This is a genomic window from Streptomyces sp. NPDC002809, from assembly GCF_040295435.1.
GTDB lineage: Bacteria > Actinomycetota > Actinomycetes > Streptomycetales > Streptomycetaceae > Streptomyces.
Window position 1 is genome coordinate 36979 of record NZ_JBEOVJ010000033.1, and the last position, 16412, is coordinate 53390.

Genomic DNA, 16412 nt, shown 5'->3' on the forward strand with positions numbered 1-16412 from the left:
GCCTCTCAGGCCGAAACGTTACGGTGACGAGCAACGCACAAGTCTATGGGCCCGGAGGCCGGGAGGGCGCCGGGGGGCGTACGCACGGTTGCGCGCCCCTCGCGTATGCGTATACGCCCCCGGAGCGTGACCAGATCCCCCGGTGAGGCGTTGGTCAAAAGAGATTGACCGAAGCGAGCCGCCCTGGTGCGGCCCGATCCCTTTCAACGCCGGTTCGAGAGGCTTCTTCATGGCCGACCACGCAACCCACGACGCCCAAGCGCGGGCCAGCCTGCATCTCCTGGTGCGGGACATCGAACGGGTCCGGCGGCAGGTGGACGCACTGCGCACACTCACCGCGCAGCTGGGCAACGTCTACCGTCCGCGCCGCTCCGGCCCCTCCGCGGGCTTCGTCGTCTACGGCAGGGCCCCGGCCCCCACCGTCAGGCTGGCCCAGGAACTGCGGGACAGCGTCGAGACCCTGGTCACGGCGGCAGTGGACTTCGACCGTTCGCTGGGCTTCTCCTGGGACGCGGTGGGCTCCGCGCTCGGAGTCACCAAGCAGGCAGTACACCGCAGATACGGCGCACGGCGCGCCACTGCTCAGCCGGTGCCGGCCGAGGGTGCGGCCGAGGTCGTGGCACAGCGTCCGGTGCCGGTGGTGCCCGGGTCCCCCGCTCCCGCCCTGCCCACCGTCCCGGCCGCGCGCACGATGCCGCCGCAGCCGTCGGCGGAGCGTCCGCCGCTGCGCGAGGAGCTGCGCCCGGGCGCCTTCCCCGGACCGCGCAACGGCTGACACCGGACCCGGCGCAGGTGGGCGGGGTTCCTTGGTGCGGGGTCCTCGGTGCGGGGTTCCGTCCTCAATCGCCGGACGGGCTTGGGTGCGGGTCCCCCGCGGGGTGCGTCACCACCGTGGGTGGGGGTGGGGTCCCTCCGGGGTGTCTCCTCAAAAATGGCGTGTTCACCCGGGTCCGTGAGGGACCCGGGTCGTACGCCATTTCCTGCGTGGACCCCCCTGCACGCCCCCACCCACTCTCACGTGCGTCTGCACACCGGCTCTGATGACTGTTACAGACGCAGGACGGCCGGGTCCGGGGCCGTGCAGGGGAGTCCCCGCAGGACGACGAACAGATACCCGGGTCCATCACGTACCCGCGGAACGTTCGTCGTTTGAGGAGACGCCCCGGAGGGGCACCGGACCCCCACCCACCGGAGCCACAGCGCAGCCACAACGCGGAGCACCCGGACCACCAAGCCCGTCCGGCGATTGAGGACGGAACCCCCGGCCAAGGGACCGGCGCACCAACGCCGTCACCCGATGTCAGGCGGGTCCACCCGGATCCGCACCGCACCGCCCGCACCGCCCGCACCGCCCCGGGACATCCGCGCGGCCTGTGCCCCCTTCAGTGCGGCCGCCAGCGCCGCCCCGCTGCCCGGTGGCACCCTGACCAGGGCCCGCTCCCAGGTCTCGCCCACAGGGGCGTCGGAGGAGCGGCGGGGCCGTCCGGGCTCGCTGCCCGCCACCGGCACCGGACCGAGCACCTGGGCGTCAGGCGGCAGCTCCGCGGCCGCCAGGAACCCGGCGAGCGCCTCCGGTGTCCCGGTCACCGACGCCATCCGGGACACCGGCGGAAAGCCCAGCTCGGCCCGCTCCGCGAGTTCACGCCGGGCGTGGCCGACCGGGTCCCAGCGCACCAGGGCCTGCACGGGCCGCAGCGTCGGCTCGGCGACGATCACCACCGTTCCGCCCTCCGGCTGCCCCCGTACCAGCGCGGCGGCGGCCGTCCACCGGCGGAGCGCCTCCTCACCGGCCCGCAGGTCGGGGCGGCCGACCATCGCCCAGCCGTCCAGCAGCAACGCCGCCGCGTACCCGCCGTCGGCGACCGGCTCGGCGCCCGGGGTGCTGACCACCAGCGCGGGCTGGTCCGGCACCGAGTCCAGGATGTGGTCACGGCCCGAGGTGCGTACCGGCACGGCGGGGAAGGCCCGGCCGAGCTCCTCCGCGGTCCGGCGGGCACCGACGATCTGTGCGCGCAGCCGGCGGGAGCCGCAGGCGACGCAGTGCCAGGAGGTCTCGGCCTTCCCGCACCATGCGCAGTTCAGGTCCTGCTGGTCGGGCGCCTCCAGCGGCCCGGCACAGTGCCGGCACCGCGCGGGCTCCCGGCAGCGCTCACAGGCCAGCCGCGGGGCGTAGCCACGGCGCGGCACCTGCACCAGCACCGGTCCCGTGCGGAGCCCGTCGCGCACGGTCTGCCAGGCGAGGCTCGGCAGCCGGGCGGTCCGGGCGGCGCCGTCCCGCGCGAGTTCGCCGTCGCCGACGGTGCGGACCAGGGGCGCCGCGATCCGCAGCTGTTCCCGGTCCGCGCGCAGCGGCAGCGCCCAGCCGCTCTCGACCAGCTGCGCGGCCTCCACGGTGCAGCTCGTCCCGCCGAGCAGGAAGGCGCACCGGCCGTGCGCGGCCCGCAGCTCCAGGACCTCGCGGACGTGCGGGAAGGGGGCGTTGTCGTCGCTGTGGCTGGAGTCCCCGTCGTCCCAGATCGCGACCAGGCCGAGGTCGGCGACGGGGGCGAACATCGCGGCCCGGGTCCCGACGACCGCCCGGACGGCTCCGCGGCTCACGGCGAGCCACTCCCGGTACCGTTTCTCGGGCCCCGAACCGGCCGTCAGAGTTGCGTGGCGGCCCTCGCCGAGCAGTCCGGTCAGGGCGGCGTCGACGCGCCCCGCGGTCCGCCCGTCGGGGACGACGACCAGCGCGCCGCGTCCCGAAGCGAGGGTCGCGGCGACGGCGGCGGCGATCTCCTGGGGCCAGTGGGGTCCCGGCAGCGCGGTCCACACCGCCCGCGGCGCTCCCCCGTCGGCCAGCGCGGACAGGAAGGCGGGGCCCTGCGCGTACCGCTCCCAGGTGCCGGGTGACGGCGGCGGGGGTGGCGGCAGCGGCTCCGGCGACGGTTTGGCCTCCGCCCGGGCGTTCCTCGGCGGCACCGCGAGCTGAAGGACATCGGCGAGGCTGCCCGCGTACCTGTCGGCGACGGCGCGCGCGAGTGAGAGCAGCTCCGGACCGAGGACAGGTTCGGGCGATACGACGGAGGCGAGCGCGGCCAGCGCCCCGCTGTAGTCGGACTCGGCCAGCCGCTCGACCAGGAATCCGTCGATGAGCCCGCCGCCCTCGCGGCGCCCTCCCCGGACGTTGCGTCCCCCGGCCCCGAATCGCACCCGCACCCGCACGCCGGGCTGCGCCTCGGCGTCGAGCTCCTCGGGCACGGCGTAGTCGAAGTACTGGTCGAGGTGGAGTACGCCCTTGTTGACCAGCACGCGGGCGACGGGAAGCTCCTTGGCGAGCGCGGCCCCGCGCCAGGTCCGCGGTTTGGCGCGCGGCACCTTGGCCCGGCGCACGGTCTCCCGGATCAGCGCAAGCTGCTCCGGTTCCCCGGCATCGGGCTCGTCGGACCGCTTGTCGTCGCTGCTCACAGCCAAATTCCTACCAGACGCCACTGACAGCCGAGGCCGCCGATCACCCGGGGCCGCCGCACGGCCGGTCCTGTCCGGGCAGTCCGGACGCTCCGGCCCGCCCGGACACAGACGCGCCGGAGCCCGGACACCGTGAAGGCATCCGGGCTCCGGCGTACGTACGACGCCCCCAAGAGGGCGGCCGGCAGGCCTACAGGCCCGCGGCCTTGCGCAGCGCGTCCACGCGATCGGTGCGCTCCCACGTGAAGTCGGGAAGCTCGCGGCCGAAGTGGCCGTACGCAGCGGTCTGGGCGTAGATCGGGCGCAGCAGGTCGAGATCACGGATGATCGCGGCCGGGCGGAGGTCGAAGACCTCACCGATGGCGTGCTCGATCTTCTCGGTCTCGACCGCGGCGGTGCCGAAGGTCTCGACGAAGAGGCCGACCGGCTCGGCCTTGCCGATCGCGTACGCGACCTGCACCTCGCACCGGGCGGCGAGGCCCGCCGCGACGACGTTCTTGGCGACCCAGCGCATCGCGTACGCGGCCGAGCGGTCCACCTTCGACGGGTCCTTGCCCGAGAAGGCACCGCCGCCGTGACGGGCCATGCCGCCGTACGTGTCGATGATGATCTTGCGACCGGTCAGGCCGGCGTCGCCCATCGGGCCGCCGATCTCGAAACGACCGGTCGGGTTGACCAGCAGGCGGTAGCCGTCGGTGTCGAGCTTGATGCCGTCCTCGATGAGCTGGTTCAACACGTGCTCGACGACGAACTCGCGGATGTCGGGAGCGAGCAGCGAGTCGAGGTCGATGTCGCTCGCGTGCTGCGAGGAGACGACGACGGTGTCGAGACGGACGGCCTTGTCGCCGTCGTACTCGATGGTGACCTGGGTCTTGCCGTCGGGGCGCAGGTACGGGATCGTCCCGTTCTTGCGGACCTCGGACAGCCGGCGCGAGAGCCGGTGTGCGACGTGGATCGGCAGCGGCATGAGCTCGGGCGTCTCGTCGCAGGCGTAGCCGAACATGAGGCCCTGGTCGCCGGCGCCCTGCTTGTCGAGCTCGTCCTCGTCGCCTTCGACGCGCTTCTCGTACGCGGTGTCGACGCCCTGTGCGATGTCGGGCGACTGTGCGCCGATGGACACCGAGACACCGCAGGAGGCGCCGTCGAAGCCCTTCTTCGAGGAGTCGTAGCCGATCTCCAGGATCCGGTTACGGACCAGTGTCGGGATGTCGGCGTAGGCCTTGGTCGTGACCTCACCCGCAACATGCACCAGACCGGTGGTGATCAAGGTCTCGACGGCGACGCGCGACGTCGGGTCCTCGCGCAGAAGTGCATCGAGAATGGTGTCGCTGATCTGGTCAGCGATCTTGTCGGGGTGACCCTCGGTGACTGACTCCGAGGTGAAGAGACGGCGGGACACATCGCTCCCTGGGGTTGCAGCGGCTGCTGGCTGATCATTGGCGGTCGGCCCGGGAGCTGCGCCCGGTACGAACCTCGACCAGTTTATCGGTCGGCTCCGGCTGTCGGACAACATGTCTCGCCCTTTGGGAGATCTGTGACATGCAGCACCGCCGCCCGGCGCCCTCCGGGGGCCGCCCGAGAGGGCCGTTCATGCCCGTATTGCAAGGGATCGGCCATCGGGGCGGCGACACGGGAAATTCACCCGAGACGCGCCGACACGAGGTCCCAGACCGTGTCGGCGAGCGCTTCCTTGGGGCCGTGGGGCACCGGGGTCTCGCTCCCGTCGGCCGCGAGAACCACCGCCTCGTTCTCCTCCGAGCCGAAGGTCTTGCGCTCCCCCACCTCGTTGACCACCAGCAGGTCGCAGCCCTTGCGGCGCAGCTTCTCCCGGCCGTTGGCGAGGACGTTGTCGGTCTCGGCGGCGAATCCGACGACGACCTGTCCCGGTGCGGCGCGGTGGGCTGCCACCTCGGCGAGGATGTCGGGATTGCGGACGAGGGCGAGGGGGGCGGGCTCCTGGCCGTCCTTCTTCTTGATCTTCCCCGTCACGTACTGAGCCGGGCGGAAGTCGGCGACCGCCGCCGCCATCACCACGACGTCGGCGTCCGCCGCCGCCTTCAGTACGGCTTCGCGCAGCTGCACCGCGGTGCCCACACGGACGATGTCGGCGCCGGACGGATCGGGCAGACCGGTGTTGGCCTCGACGAGTGTGACCCGGGCGCCGCGGGCGACGGCGGTGCGGGCGAGCGCGTACCCCTGCTTGCCGGAGGAACGGTTGCCGAGGTAGCGGACCGGGTCGAGCGGTTCACGGGTGCCGCCCGCGCTGATCACCACGTGCCGTCCGGCGAGGTCGGGGGCGACGGGGCCGCGGGCCAGGACTCGGCGGCAGACCTCGAAGATCTCCCCCGGATCCGGCAGCCTGCCCTTGCCGGTGTCGACGCCGGTGAGACGCCCGACGGCCGGCTCGATGACGACGGCGCCCCTGCGGCGCAGGGTGGCGACGTTCTCCTGGGTGGCCGGGTGTTCCCACATCTCGGTGTGCATGGCGGGCGCGAAGACGACCGGACAGCGCGCGGTCAGCAGGGTGTTGGTGAGCAGGTCGTCGGCCAGGCCGTGGGCCGCCCTGGCGAGCATGTCGGCGGTGGCGGGGGCGACGACGACGAGGTCGGCGTGCTGTCCGATCCGCACGTGCGGGACCTCGTGGACGTCGTTCCAGACCTCGGTGGAGACCGGATGGCCGGAGAGCGCCGACCAGGTGGCGGCGCCCACGAAGTGCAGCGACGACTCGGTCGGGACGACCCGTACGTCATGTCCGGACTCGGTCAGCCGGCGCAGCAGCTCGCACGCCTTGTACGCGGCGATGCCCCCGCTGACCCCCAGAACGACCTTCGGCTTGTCCACTGCGTCTCCCCGCACTCGGATACGTACGCGCTCCGTACGCCCCCCATGCTGCCTCACCGTCGTGGGCACGGGCCCGTCGCCCCGGGACACATCACAGGCCCGGCGGTCATGACCGCCGGGCCTGTGATGAAGGTGCGTTCTCCTGCTTACTGCGCGGGGCCCTCGATGGCCTCGGAGGTGAGCAGGCCCGCGTTGATCTCGCGGAGCGCGATCGAGAGCGGCTTCTCGTGGACGTGGGTGTCGACGAGCGGACCGACGTACTCGAGGAGTCCCTCACCGAGCTGCGAGTAGTACGCGTTGATCTGACGCGCGCGCTTGGCGGCGTAGATCACGAGGCTGTACTTCGAGTCGGTTGCTTCGAGGAGCTCATCAATCGGCGGGTTGATGATGCCCTCGGGCGTGGTGATGGAAGAGGACACTCTCTGCCTTCCGAAGGGGGTGAAGATCAAAGAAATCTTTGACAGTCAGGGGCTTTGTGGCCGGTGCCCCCGTGTCGGTGCGGTCATGGTGCTCATTCGCCGCCGGCACGGTGGCCGGAAGCCTCCAGCATCAAGGCTAGCAGCTCACGCGCCACATCCTCGACGGAGGTGTTGACGAGCGTCGTATCGAACTCGGATTCGGAGGCCAGTTCGACCTTCGCCGCGGCGAGACGGCGCTCGATGACCTCGGGCGCCTCGGTGCCGCGCCCGGTGAGCCGGCGCACCAGCTCGTCCCAGCTCGGCGGGGCGAGGAAGACCAGCTGGGCGTCCGCCATGGACTGCCGGACCAGCCGGGCACCCTGGAGGTCGATCTCCAGCAGCACCGGCTCACCGTTCTCCAGCCGCTCCTGCACGGCGCGGCGCGGCGTGCCGTAGCGGTTGCCGGCGAACTCGGCCCACTCCAGCAGCTCACCGTTGGCGATCAGCTTGTCGAACTCCTCGTTGTCCACGAAGAAGTAGTGAACGCCGTTGCGTTCGCCGGGGCGCGGCTTGCGGGTCGTCGCCGACACCGAGAGCCAGACCTCGGGGTGAACCTTGCGCATATGCGCGACGACCGTGCTCTTGCCGACCCCCGAGGGGCCGGAGAGCACGGTCAGCCGCGGACGTACGTCCGGGGGTACGGGGGACGTCCCCCGGGATGTTGCAACCATGGAGCGATTATCCAGGTTCTCAGGAGTGCCTGAGAACGTCAGGCGGCGCTGCCGCCGAACTCACGCTCCAGGGATGCGATCTGGTTGGAGCCGAGACCCCGGACCCGGCGGCTCTCGGAGATGCCGAGCCGCTCCATGATCTGCTTGGCGCGGACCTTGCCCACGCCGGGCAGGGACTCCAGCAGGGCGGAGACCTTCATCTTGCCGATGACGTCGTTCTCCTGTCCCGACTTGATGACCTCATGGAGGGAGGCGCCGGAGTGCTTGAGTCGATTCTTGACCTCGGCCCGCTCCCGGCGAGCCGCGGCGGCCTTTTCGAGCGCGGCTGCGCGCTGTTCAGGGGTAAGGGGCGGAAGAGCCACGCCTACGTCACCTCGGATGTCGATCTGTCGGATACGGACCGGTGAGGCAACGGGATCGCCCCTCACCTGGTGAGCCGCGAACAACCTGTGCTCGTTGGCTCTCGACGGAGACTAGCGGCCAAGGCCGCCGGAGTCAGCGAGAACAGACGAAAAGTCCTGGTCAGCCTTAGCCGACCAGGACATTCCTGGCATAACACCTGAGTTTTTTGGTCAGGATTCCGTCAACAGCCTGTTACGTGACAGTGTCAGCCGTCCGAGACGGCCGCGCGGACCTCGTCCGCGAACCGTTCGGCGGCTTCGCGCAGCCCTGACGCGTCCGGACCGTGGCGCAGCACGCCCCGGCTGACGCTGGGCACCACATTGCCGACCGCGTCGCCGAAGACACCGGGAAGATCCGCGGGCGTGGCGCCCTGGGCGCCGATGCCGGGCGCGAGCAGCGGGCCGTTGATCGCGAGGTTCGCACCCGCGTCGCCGAGCGTCGCCCCGACCACCGCGCCGACCGAGCCGAGCGGGGTGACCCCCGCGTTCTCGGCGGCCATGTGGTCGAGCATCACCTGGGCCAGCGAACGGCCGTCGGCCGCGGTGGCGCGCTGCACCTCGGCGCCCTCCGGGTTGGAGGTGAGGGCCAGCACGAAGACGCCGGAGCCGGAGACCGCCGCGGCGTCGAGCGCCGGCCGCAGCGAGCCGAAGCCGAGGTACGGCGAGACGGTGACCGCGTCCGAGAACAGCGGCGAGTCCTTGTCCAGGTAGGTCGCGGCGTAGGCGCCCATGGTGGAACCGATGTCGCCGCGCTTCGCGTCCATCAGGACCAGCGCGCCCGCCGCCCTGGCCTCCTCGACGGCCTTCTCCAGCACGGCGACGCCGCGCGAGCCGAACCTCTCGAAGAACGCGGACTGCGGCTTGAGCACCGCGACCCGGTCCGCCAGTGCCTCGACGACCGTACGGGTGAAGCGCTCCAGGCCCGCGATGTCGTCACCCAGCCCCCAGGAGCTCAGCAGGGACGCGTGCGGGTCGATGCCGACGCAGAGCGGCCCACGGGTGTCCATGGCATGGCGCAGACGGGCGCCGAACGGTTCCTGGGTCATTTCGCGGCCTTCCGGGTTTCCGCGCCGACCGCGTCGGCGAGGGTCGCGTACGGGGAGGCGGCCAGGCGCGCGGCCAGGCCCTTGTGGATCGCCCGGGCGTAGAACGGGCCCTCGTAGATGAAGGCGCTGTAGCCCTGCACGAGCGTGGCGCCTGCGAGGATGCGCTGCCAGGCGTCCTCGGCGTTCTCGATGCCGCCGACGCCCACCAGGGTGATCCGGTCGCCCACGCGCCCGTACAGGCGTCCCAGGACCTCCAGGGAGCGCTCCTTGAGGGGCGCGCCGGACAGTCCGCCGGTCTCCTTGACCTGGGAGGCCGGGGACTTCAGCCCCAGGCCCTCGCGGGCGATGGTGGTGTTGGTGGCGATGATGCCGTCCAGACCCAGTTCGACGGCGAGGTCGGCGACGGCGTCGATGTCCTCGTCCGCGAGGTCGGGGGCGATCTTGACGAGCAGCGGGACCCGGCGGGTGGTCACGGTCCGGTCGGCCGCCTCGCGCACGGCGGTCAGCAGCGGGCGCAGCGACTCGGTGGCCTGGAGGTTGCGCAGTCCCGGGGTGTTGGGCGAGGAGACGTTGACGACGAGGTAGTCGGCGTGCGCGGCCAGGCGCTCGGTCGACTTCACGTAGTCGGCGGCCGCTTCGGCCTCGGGGACGACCTTGGTCTTGCCGATGTTGACGCCGACGGTGGTCCGGATGACCGGCACGCGGGCGGCCAGGCGCTCGGCCACGGCGGCCGAACCCTCGTTGTTGAAGCCCATGCGGTTGATCAGCGCGCGGTCGGCGACAAGGCGGAACAGGCGCTTCTTCGGGTTCCCCGGCTGCGGCTCGCCGGTCACCGTGCCGATCTCGACATGGTCGAAGCCGAGCATGGCCATGCCGTCGATCGCGATCGCGTTCTTGTCGAAGCCCGCGGCGAGGCCGAAGGGGCCGTGCATCCGCAGTCCGAGGGCCTCGGTGCGCAGCTCCTTGTGGCGGGGGGCGAGCGCGGCGGCCACGAAGGTGCGCAGGACGGGGGTGCGGGCGGCGAGGCGGATCCAGCGGAAGGCCAGGTAGTGGGCCTGCTCGGGGTCCATCCGCTTGAAGACGAGCTGGAAGAAGAGCTTGTACATCGGGGGTGTGTCCTCGGTGTTGTCTCGGCGCGTCGGTGTTCTCGTGACCGGTGTCTCGAGAACCGGTGGTCTCGCGAAGAGGGGGACACCGTTTCCGGTGTCCCCCTCTTCGGCCGCTATTCGCGCGCTGCCGTCAGACGTTCCGCGTGTTCCTGGAGGGAACGTACGCCGACGTCTCCGTGGTTGAGGGCGTCGATGCCCTGGACGGCCGCGGCGAGCGCCTGGACCGTCGTGAGGCACGGCACGGACCGGGCGACGGCCGCGGTCCGGATCTCGTAGCCGTCGAGCCGGCCGCCGGTTCCGTAGGGCGTGTTGACGATGAGGTCGACCTCGCCGTCGTGGATGAGCTGGACGATCGTCTTCTCGCCGTTCGGGCCTTCGCCCTCGGACTGCTTGCGCACGATGGTGGCGTTGATGCCGTTGCGCTTGAGCACCTCGGCGGTACCCGACGTGGCCATCAGCTCGAAGCCGTGGGCGACGAGCTCGCGGGCCGGGAAGATCATCGTGCGCTTGTCGCGGTTGGCGACCGAGATGAAGGCGCGGCCCTTGGTGGGCAGCGGGCCGTAGGCGCCGGCCTGCGACTTGGCGTACGCCGTGCCGAAGACCGAGTCGATGCCCATGACCTCGCCGGTGGAGCGCATCTCCGGGCCGAGGACGGTGTCGACGCCGCGCCCGTGGACGTCGCGGAAGCGCGACCACGGCATGACGGCCTCCTTGACGGAGATCGGCGCGTCGAGCGGCAGGGTGCCGCCGTCGCCGTGCTTCGGCAGCAGCCCCTCCTCGCGCAGCTCCGCGACGGTCGCGCCCAGCGAGATGCGGGCGGCGGCCTTCGCGAGCGGTACCGCGGTCGCCTTCGAGGTGAAGGGGACGGTGCGGGAGGCGCGGGGGTTGGCCTCGAGGACGTAGAGGATGTCGCCGGAGAGCGCGAACTGGATGTTGATCAGTCCGCGTACGCCGACGCCCTTGGCGATGCCCTCGGTGGAGGCCCGCAGCCGCTTGATGTCGTAGCCGCCGAGGGTGATCGGGGGCAGCGCGCAGGCGGAGTCGCCGGAGTGGATGCCGGCCTCCTCGATGTGCTCCATGACGCCGCCGAGGTAGAGCTCGGTGCCGTCGTAGAGCGCGTCGACGTCGATCTCGATGGCGTCGTCGAGGAAGCGGTCGACCAGGACCGGCCGGGTGGGGCTGATCTCGGTGGACTCGGCGATGTAGGAGGAGAGCCGGGTCTCGTCGTACACGATCTCCATACCGCGGCCGCCTAGCACGTAGGACGGGCGGACGAGGACGGGGTAGCCGATCTCGTCGGCGATGGCCTTGGCCTCGGCGAAGGTGGTGGCGGTGCCGTGCTTCGGGGCGGGCAGGCCGGCCTCGGCCAGCACCCGGCCGAACGCGCCGCGGTCCTCGGCGGCGTGGATGGCCTCCGGAGAGGTGCCGACGACGGGCACGCCGTTGTCCTTGAGCGCCTGCGCCAGGCCCAGCGGGGTCTGGCCGCCGAGCTGGACGATGACACCCGCGATCGGGCCCGCGAGGGACTCCGCGTGCACGATCTCCAGCACGTCCTCGAGCGTCAGCGGCTCGAAGTACAGGCGGTCGGAGGTGTCGTAGTCGGTGGAGACCGTCTCCGGGTTGCAGTTGACCATCACGGTCTCGTAGCCGGCGTCGCTCAGGGCGAAGGAGGCGTGGACGCAGGAGTAGTCGAACTCGATGCCCTGACCGATGCGGTTGGGGCCGGAGCCGAGGATGATCACCGCGGGCTTGGTGCGGGACGCGACCTCGCTCTCCTCGTCGTAGGAGGAGTAGAAGTACGGCGTCTTCGCGGCGAACTCGGCGGCGCAGGTGTCGACCGTCTTGTAGACCGGGCGGATGCCGAGCGCGTGACGCACCTCACGGACGACGTCCTCGCGCAGGCCGCGGATCTCGGCGATCTGGACGTCCGAGAAGCCGTGCCGCTTGGCGTCGGCCAGCAGCTCGGGGACGAGCTTGTCGGCGGCGGCCAGCTCGTCGGCGATCTCCTTGATCAGGAAGAGCTGGTCGACGAACCAGGGGTCGATCTTCGTGGACTCGAAGACCTCTTCCTGGGTGGCGCCGGCCCGGATCGCCTGCATGACCGTGTTGATCCGGCCGTCGGTCGGGCGGACCGCCTCGGCCAGCAGCTCGGCCTTGTCGCCGGGCTCGCCGGTGAAGGCGAACTGCGAGCCCTTCTTCTCCAGGGAGCGCAGCGCCTTCTGCAGCGCCTCGGTGAAGTTCCGGCCGATCGCCATGGCCTCGCCCACCGACTTCATGGTGGTGGTGAGGGTGGAGTCGGCGGAGGGGAACTTCTCGAAGGCGAAGCGCGGGGCCTTGACCACGACGTAGTCGAGGGTCGGCTCGAAGGAGGCCGGCGTCTTCTCGGTGATGTCGTTCGGGATCTCGTCCAGCGTGTAGCCGACGGCCAGCTTGGCGGCGATCTTGGCGATCGGGAAGCCGGTGGCCTTGGAGGCGAGAGCCGAGGAGCGCGAGACGCGCGGGTTCATCTCGATCACGATGACCCGGCCGTCGACCGGGTCGATGGCGAACTGGATGTTGCAGCCGCCGGTGTCGACGCCGACCTCGCGGATGATCGCGATGCCGATGTCGCGCAGCCGCTGGTACTCGCGGTCGGTGAGCGTCATCGCCGGGGCGACGGTGATCGAGTCACCCGTGTGGACGCCCATCGGGTCGAAGTTCTCGATGGAGCAGACGACCACGACGTTGTCGTTCTTGTCGCGCATCAGCTCCAGCTCGTACTCCTTCCAGCCGAGGATGGACTCCTCCAGGAGCACCTCGGTGGTCGGGGAGAGCGTGAGGCCCTGTCCGGCGATGCGGCGCAGCTCCTCCTCGTCGTGGGCGAAGCCGGAGCCGGCGCCGCCCATGGTGAAGGAGGGGCGGACGACGACGGGGTAGCCGCCGAGGGTGTCGACGCCCTTCATGATGTCGTCCATGGTGTGGCAGATGACGGAGCGGGCGGACTCGCCGTATCCGATCTTGGCCTTGACGGCTTCGACGACGCCCTTGAAGAGCTCGCGGTCCTCGCCCTTGTTGATGGCCTCGACGTTGGCACCGATGAGCTCGACGCCGTACTTCTCCAGGACACCGTTCTCGTGCATCGAGATAGCGGTGTTGAGGGCGGTCTGACCGCCCAGGGTCGGCAGCAGCGCGTCGGGGCGCTCCTTGGCGATGATCTTCTCGACGAACTCGGGGGTGATCGGCTCGACGTACGTGGCGTCGGCGATCTCCGGGTCGGTCATGATCGTCGCCGGGTTGGAGTTCACCAGGATGACGCGCAGGCCCTCGGCCTTGAGGACGCGGCAGGCCTGGGTGCCGGAGTAGTCGAACTCGGCGGCCTGGCCGATGACGATCGGACCGGAGCCGATGACCAGGACGGACTGGATATCGGAGCGCTTAGGCACGCTGGCCCTCCATCAGGGAAACGAAGCGGTCGAAGAGGTACGCGGCGTCGTGCGGGCCGGCGGCTGCTTCGGGGTGGTACTGGACGCTGAAGGCCGGCCGGTCGAGGAGCTGGAGACCCTCGACGACCTGGTCGTTCAGGCAGACGTGGGAGACCTCGGCGCGCCCGTAGGCGGTGTCGGAGACCTTGTCGAGCGGGGCGTCGACGGCGAAGCCGTGGTTGTGCGCGGTGACCTCGACCTTGCCGGTCGAGCGGTCCTGCACGGGCTGGTTGATGCCGCGGTGGCCGTACTTCAGCTTGTACGTGCCGAAGCCGAGCGCGCGGCCCAGGATCTGGTTGCCGAAGCAGATGCCGAAGAGCGGGGTCTGCCGCTCCAGGACGCCCTGCATGACGGAGACCGGGTGATCGGCGGTGGACGGGTCGCCGGGGCCGTTGGAGAAGAAGACGCCGTCGGGCTCGACCGCGTACACCTGCTCCAGCGTGGCGGTGGCGGGCAGGACGTGCACCTCGATGCCGCGCTCGGCCATCCGGTGCGGGGTCATGCCCTTGATGCCGAGGTCGATCGCGGCGACCGTGAACCTCTTGGTGCCGATCGCGGGGACGACGTACGTCTCCTTGGTGGCGACCTCGGCGGAGAGGTCGGCGCCGTTCATCTCGGGGGCCTGGCGCACCCGGGCGATGAGCGTGCCCTCGTCGGCGATGGCGTTGCCGGAGAAGATGCCGACGCGCATCGCGCCGCGCTCGCGCAGGTGGCGGGTGAGGGCGCGGGTGTCGATGCCGCTGATTCCGACGACGCCCTGGCTCACGAGTTCCTCGTCCAGCGAGCGCCGCGAGCGCCAGTTGGAGGGAACCCGGGCGGGGTCGCGCACGACGTAACCGGCGACCCAGATCCGCTGGGACTCGGGGTCCTCGTCGTTCACACCGGTGTTGCCGACGTGCGGGGCGGTCATCACGACGACCTGGCGGTGGTACGAGGGGTCGGTCAGCGTCTCCTGGTAGCCGGTCATGCCGGTGGAGAACACCGCCTCACCGAAGGTCTCCCCCACAGCCCCGTAGGCGCGGCCGCGGAAGGCGCGGCCGTCCTCCAGGACGAGTACGGCGGGAGCTTTGGCGGCTCCCCGGGTGGAGATCGTCATCGTGCGGTGCCTTCCGTAGTGCTGGTGAGATGAGTACTGGTGAGCCCGTTGACGGCTTCGACCCAGGCGGCGTGCTCGGCCGAGTGGTCGGAGCGGAACCCGGAGTCGATCAGCTGGTCGCCGAGCGCCCAGGTGATGACGAGCAGGCCGCCCTCGGGCAGGACCTTGCCTGCGAGTGCCTTGTCGGTCCGGGCGTCCCGCAGGTCGGCGGCGGGGACGAAGAAGTCCGTCGCGCCGGGCCGTACGACGCCGAGGCCCTGCTCCGTGAGGGTGAGCTCGACGCGGCTGCGGGTGCCGAGGCCGTGGGCGACGATGCGGTCGAGCCACTGTCCGGCCGTCGTCGAGGCGTGGTAGCGCCCGGTCAGCGTGAGCAGCTTCTCGCCGTCCGCGAAGCCGTCCGGGGTGGTCGCGAGGTCGGAGAGACCGGACTGGAGGCTGCCGCGCCACTTCCATCCCTGGCGCATCAGCCAGTAGACGAAGGCGATGAGGACGAGCAGTCCGATCACCCAGCTGATGCGGGCGGACCAGTCGGTCACTTCCGCCGACTTCTGCTCGGCGGCCAGTTGGTACAGCTGGTGGGTGGGGCTGAGTGTTGTCACGCGAGTTTCCCGTCGACGACCGTGGCACGGCCCCGCAGGAAGGTGTGGGTCACTCGGCCCGGCAGCTCGCGCCCCTCGTAGGGGGTGTTGCGGCTGCGGGAGGCGAAGCCCGCGGGGTCCACGACTCCACGGTATGCCGGATCGACCAGGGTGAGGTTGGCGGGCTCGCCCTCCGAGACGGGCCGGCCGTGTCCGTCGAGCCTGCCGATGGCGGCGGGGCGGAACGACATGCGGTCGGCGACGCCCGCCCAGTCGAGCAGACCGGTGTCCACCATCGTCTGCTGGACGACGGAGAGCGCGGTCTCCAGGCCCACCATTCCCATGGCGGCCGCGGCCCACTCGCAGTCCTTGTCCTCGTGCGGGTGCGGGGCGTGGTCGGTGGCGACGCAGTCGATGGTGCCGTCGGCGAGGGCCTCGCGCAGGGCCAGGACGTCGGCCTCGGTGCGCAGGGGCGGGTTCACCTTGTAGACCGGGTTGTAGGACCGTACGAGCTCGTCGGTGAGGAGCAGGTGGTGCGGGGTGACCTCGGCGGTGACGTTCCAGCCCTTGGACTTGGCCCAGCGGACGATCTCGACGGAGCCGGCGGTCGACAGGTGGCAGATGTGGACCCGGGAGTCGACGTGGGCCGCGAGCAGCACGTCGCGGGCGATGATCGACTCCTCGGCGACGGCGGGCCAGCCGCCGAGGCCGAGCTCGGCCGAGACGATGCCCTCGTTCATCTGGGCGCCTTCGGTGAGGCGGGGCTCCTGGGCGTGCTGGGCGACGACCCCGTCGAACGCCTTCACGTACTCCAGGGCGCGGCGCATGATCACCGCGTCGTCGACGCACTTGCCGTCGTCGGAGAAGACCTTCACTCCGGCGGCCGAATCGTGCATGGCGCCGAGCTCGGCGAGCTGCTTGCCCTCCAGGCCGACGGTGACGGCGCCGATGGGCTGCACGTCGCAGTAGCCGGACTCCTTGCCGAGCCGCCAGACCTGCTCGACGACTCCGGCGGTGTCGGCGACCGGGAAGGTGTTGGCCATGGCGTGCACGGCGGTGAAGCCGCCGACAGCGGCGGCCTTGGTGCCGGTCAGGACGGTCTCGGAGTCCTCGCGGCCGGGCTCGCGCAGGTGGGTGTGGAGGTCGACCAGGCCGGGCAGCAGGATCTGGCCCGCCGCCTCGATCACGGTGGCGTCGCCGGCGTCGAGCCCGGTGCCGACCGCCGCGATGGTCTCGCCGTCGATGAGGACGTCCGTGGGCTCGCCGCCGAGGACCTTCGCACCGCGGATAAGGATCTTGCTCAT

At 71.1% G+C, this 16412-nt stretch carries 13 protein-coding genes; 1 reads left to right on the forward strand and 12 read right to left on the reverse strand.

The features are described 5' to 3' along the window. The first annotated feature begins 229 nt into the window (after positions 1 to 229). Positions 230 to 775, forward strand: a complete 546-nt coding sequence (locus ABT025_RS20655) for a hypothetical protein (RefSeq protein ID WP_350996244.1) — start codon at positions 230 to 232, stop codon at positions 773 to 775. 515 nt (positions 776 to 1290) lie between these two features. Here ABT025_RS20655 and ABT025_RS20660 read toward each other — a convergent pair. The 12 genes from ABT025_RS20660 to ABT025_RS20715 all read right to left on the reverse strand — a co-directional run bounded on the left by ABT025_RS20660 (position 1291) and on the right by ABT025_RS20715 (position 16412). Next, positions 1291 to 3447, reverse strand: a complete 2157-nt coding sequence (locus ABT025_RS20660) for a primosomal protein N' (RefSeq protein ID WP_350996247.1) — start codon at positions 3445 to 3447, stop codon at positions 1291 to 1293. A 190-nt stretch (positions 3448 to 3637) separates the two neighbouring features. Beyond that, a complete protein-coding gene (metK, locus tag ABT025_RS20665; RefSeq protein WP_350996250.1) occupies positions 3638 to 4846 on the reverse strand; it encodes a methionine adenosyltransferase in 1209 nt (402 codons plus the stop codon). A gap of 239 nt (positions 4847 to 5085) precedes the next feature. Next, positions 5086 to 6288, reverse strand: coding sequence for a bifunctional phosphopantothenoylcysteine decarboxylase/phosphopantothenate--cysteine ligase CoaBC (gene coaBC / locus ABT025_RS20670; protein WP_350996253.1), 1203 nt, complete (start codon positions 6286 to 6288; stop codon positions 5086 to 5088). A 146-nt stretch (positions 6289 to 6434) separates the two neighbouring features. After that, on the reverse strand, positions 6435 to 6707 hold the full coding sequence (gene rpoZ, locus ABT025_RS20675; RefSeq protein WP_003970369.1) for a DNA-directed RNA polymerase subunit omega: 273 nt from the start codon (positions 6705 to 6707) through the stop codon (positions 6435 to 6437). A gap of 92 nt (positions 6708 to 6799) precedes the next feature. After that, complete coding sequence (gmk, locus tag ABT025_RS20680; RefSeq protein WP_350996256.1) at positions 6800 to 7417, reverse strand: guanylate kinase; 618 nt, start codon at positions 7415 to 7417, stop codon at positions 6800 to 6802. Between the two features lie 38 nt (positions 7418 to 7455). After that, a complete protein-coding gene (locus tag ABT025_RS20685) occupies positions 7456 to 7779 on the reverse strand; it encodes an integration host factor (protein ID WP_018524251.1) in 324 nt (107 codons plus the stop codon). 245 nt (positions 7780 to 8024) lie between these two features. Beyond that, complete coding sequence (pyrF, locus tag ABT025_RS20690; RefSeq protein WP_350996259.1) at positions 8025 to 8864, reverse strand: orotidine-5'-phosphate decarboxylase; 840 nt, start codon at positions 8862 to 8864, stop codon at positions 8025 to 8027. Then, positions 8861 to 9970, reverse strand: a complete 1110-nt coding sequence (locus ABT025_RS20695; protein ID WP_350996262.1) for a quinone-dependent dihydroorotate dehydrogenase — start codon at positions 9968 to 9970, stop codon at positions 8861 to 8863. The genes pyrF and ABT025_RS20695 overlap by 4 nt, the downstream gene beginning before the upstream one ends. Positions 9971 to 10086: 116 nt before the next feature. Beyond that, positions 10087 to 13395 carry a carbamoyl-phosphate synthase large subunit gene (gene carB / locus ABT025_RS20700; protein ID WP_350996265.1) on the reverse strand — a complete coding sequence of 1103 codons (3309 nt, stop codon included), beginning with the start codon at positions 13393 to 13395 and terminating at the stop codon, positions 10087 to 10089. Next, on the reverse strand, positions 13388 to 14530 hold the full coding sequence (gene carA / locus ABT025_RS20705) for a glutamine-hydrolyzing carbamoyl-phosphate synthase small subunit (protein ID WP_350996268.1): 1143 nt from the start codon (positions 14528 to 14530) through the stop codon (positions 13388 to 13390). Before carA ends, carB begins: the two co-directional genes overlap by 8 nt. Next, on the reverse strand, positions 14527 to 15129 hold the full coding sequence (locus ABT025_RS20710; RefSeq protein WP_350996271.1) for a PH-like domain-containing protein: 603 nt from the start codon (positions 15127 to 15129) through the stop codon (positions 14527 to 14529). The genes carA and ABT025_RS20710 overlap by 4 nt, the downstream gene beginning before the upstream one ends. Then, a complete protein-coding gene (locus ABT025_RS20715) occupies positions 15126 to 16412 on the reverse strand; it encodes a dihydroorotase (protein ID WP_350996274.1) in 1287 nt (428 codons plus the stop codon). Before ABT025_RS20715 ends, ABT025_RS20710 begins: the two co-directional genes overlap by 4 nt.

Bases quoted from the DNA above. Each gene is read 5' to 3' on its own strand.
- gmk (WP_350996256.1), bottom strand. From the start codon at position 7,417: ATGGTTGCAACATCCCGGGGGACGTCCCCCGTACCCCCGGACGTACGT.
- ABT025_RS20715 (WP_350996274.1), bottom strand. From the start codon at position 16,412: ATGAGCAAGATCCTTATCCGCGGTGCGAAGGTCCTCGGCGGCGAGCCC.
- pyrF (WP_350996259.1), bottom strand. From the start codon at position 8,864: ATGACCCAGGAACCGTTCGGCGCCCGTCTGCGCCATGCCATGGACACC.
- ABT025_RS20655 (WP_350996244.1), top strand. From the start codon at position 230: ATGGCCGACCACGCAACCCACGACGCCCAAGCGCGGGCCAGCCTGCAT.
- ABT025_RS20695 (WP_350996262.1), bottom strand. From the start codon at position 9,970: ATGTACAAGCTCTTCTTCCAGCTCGTCTTCAAGCGGATGGACCCCGAG.
- carA (WP_350996268.1), bottom strand. From the start codon at position 14,530: ATGACGATCTCCACCCGGGGAGCCGCCAAAGCTCCCGCCGTACTCGTC.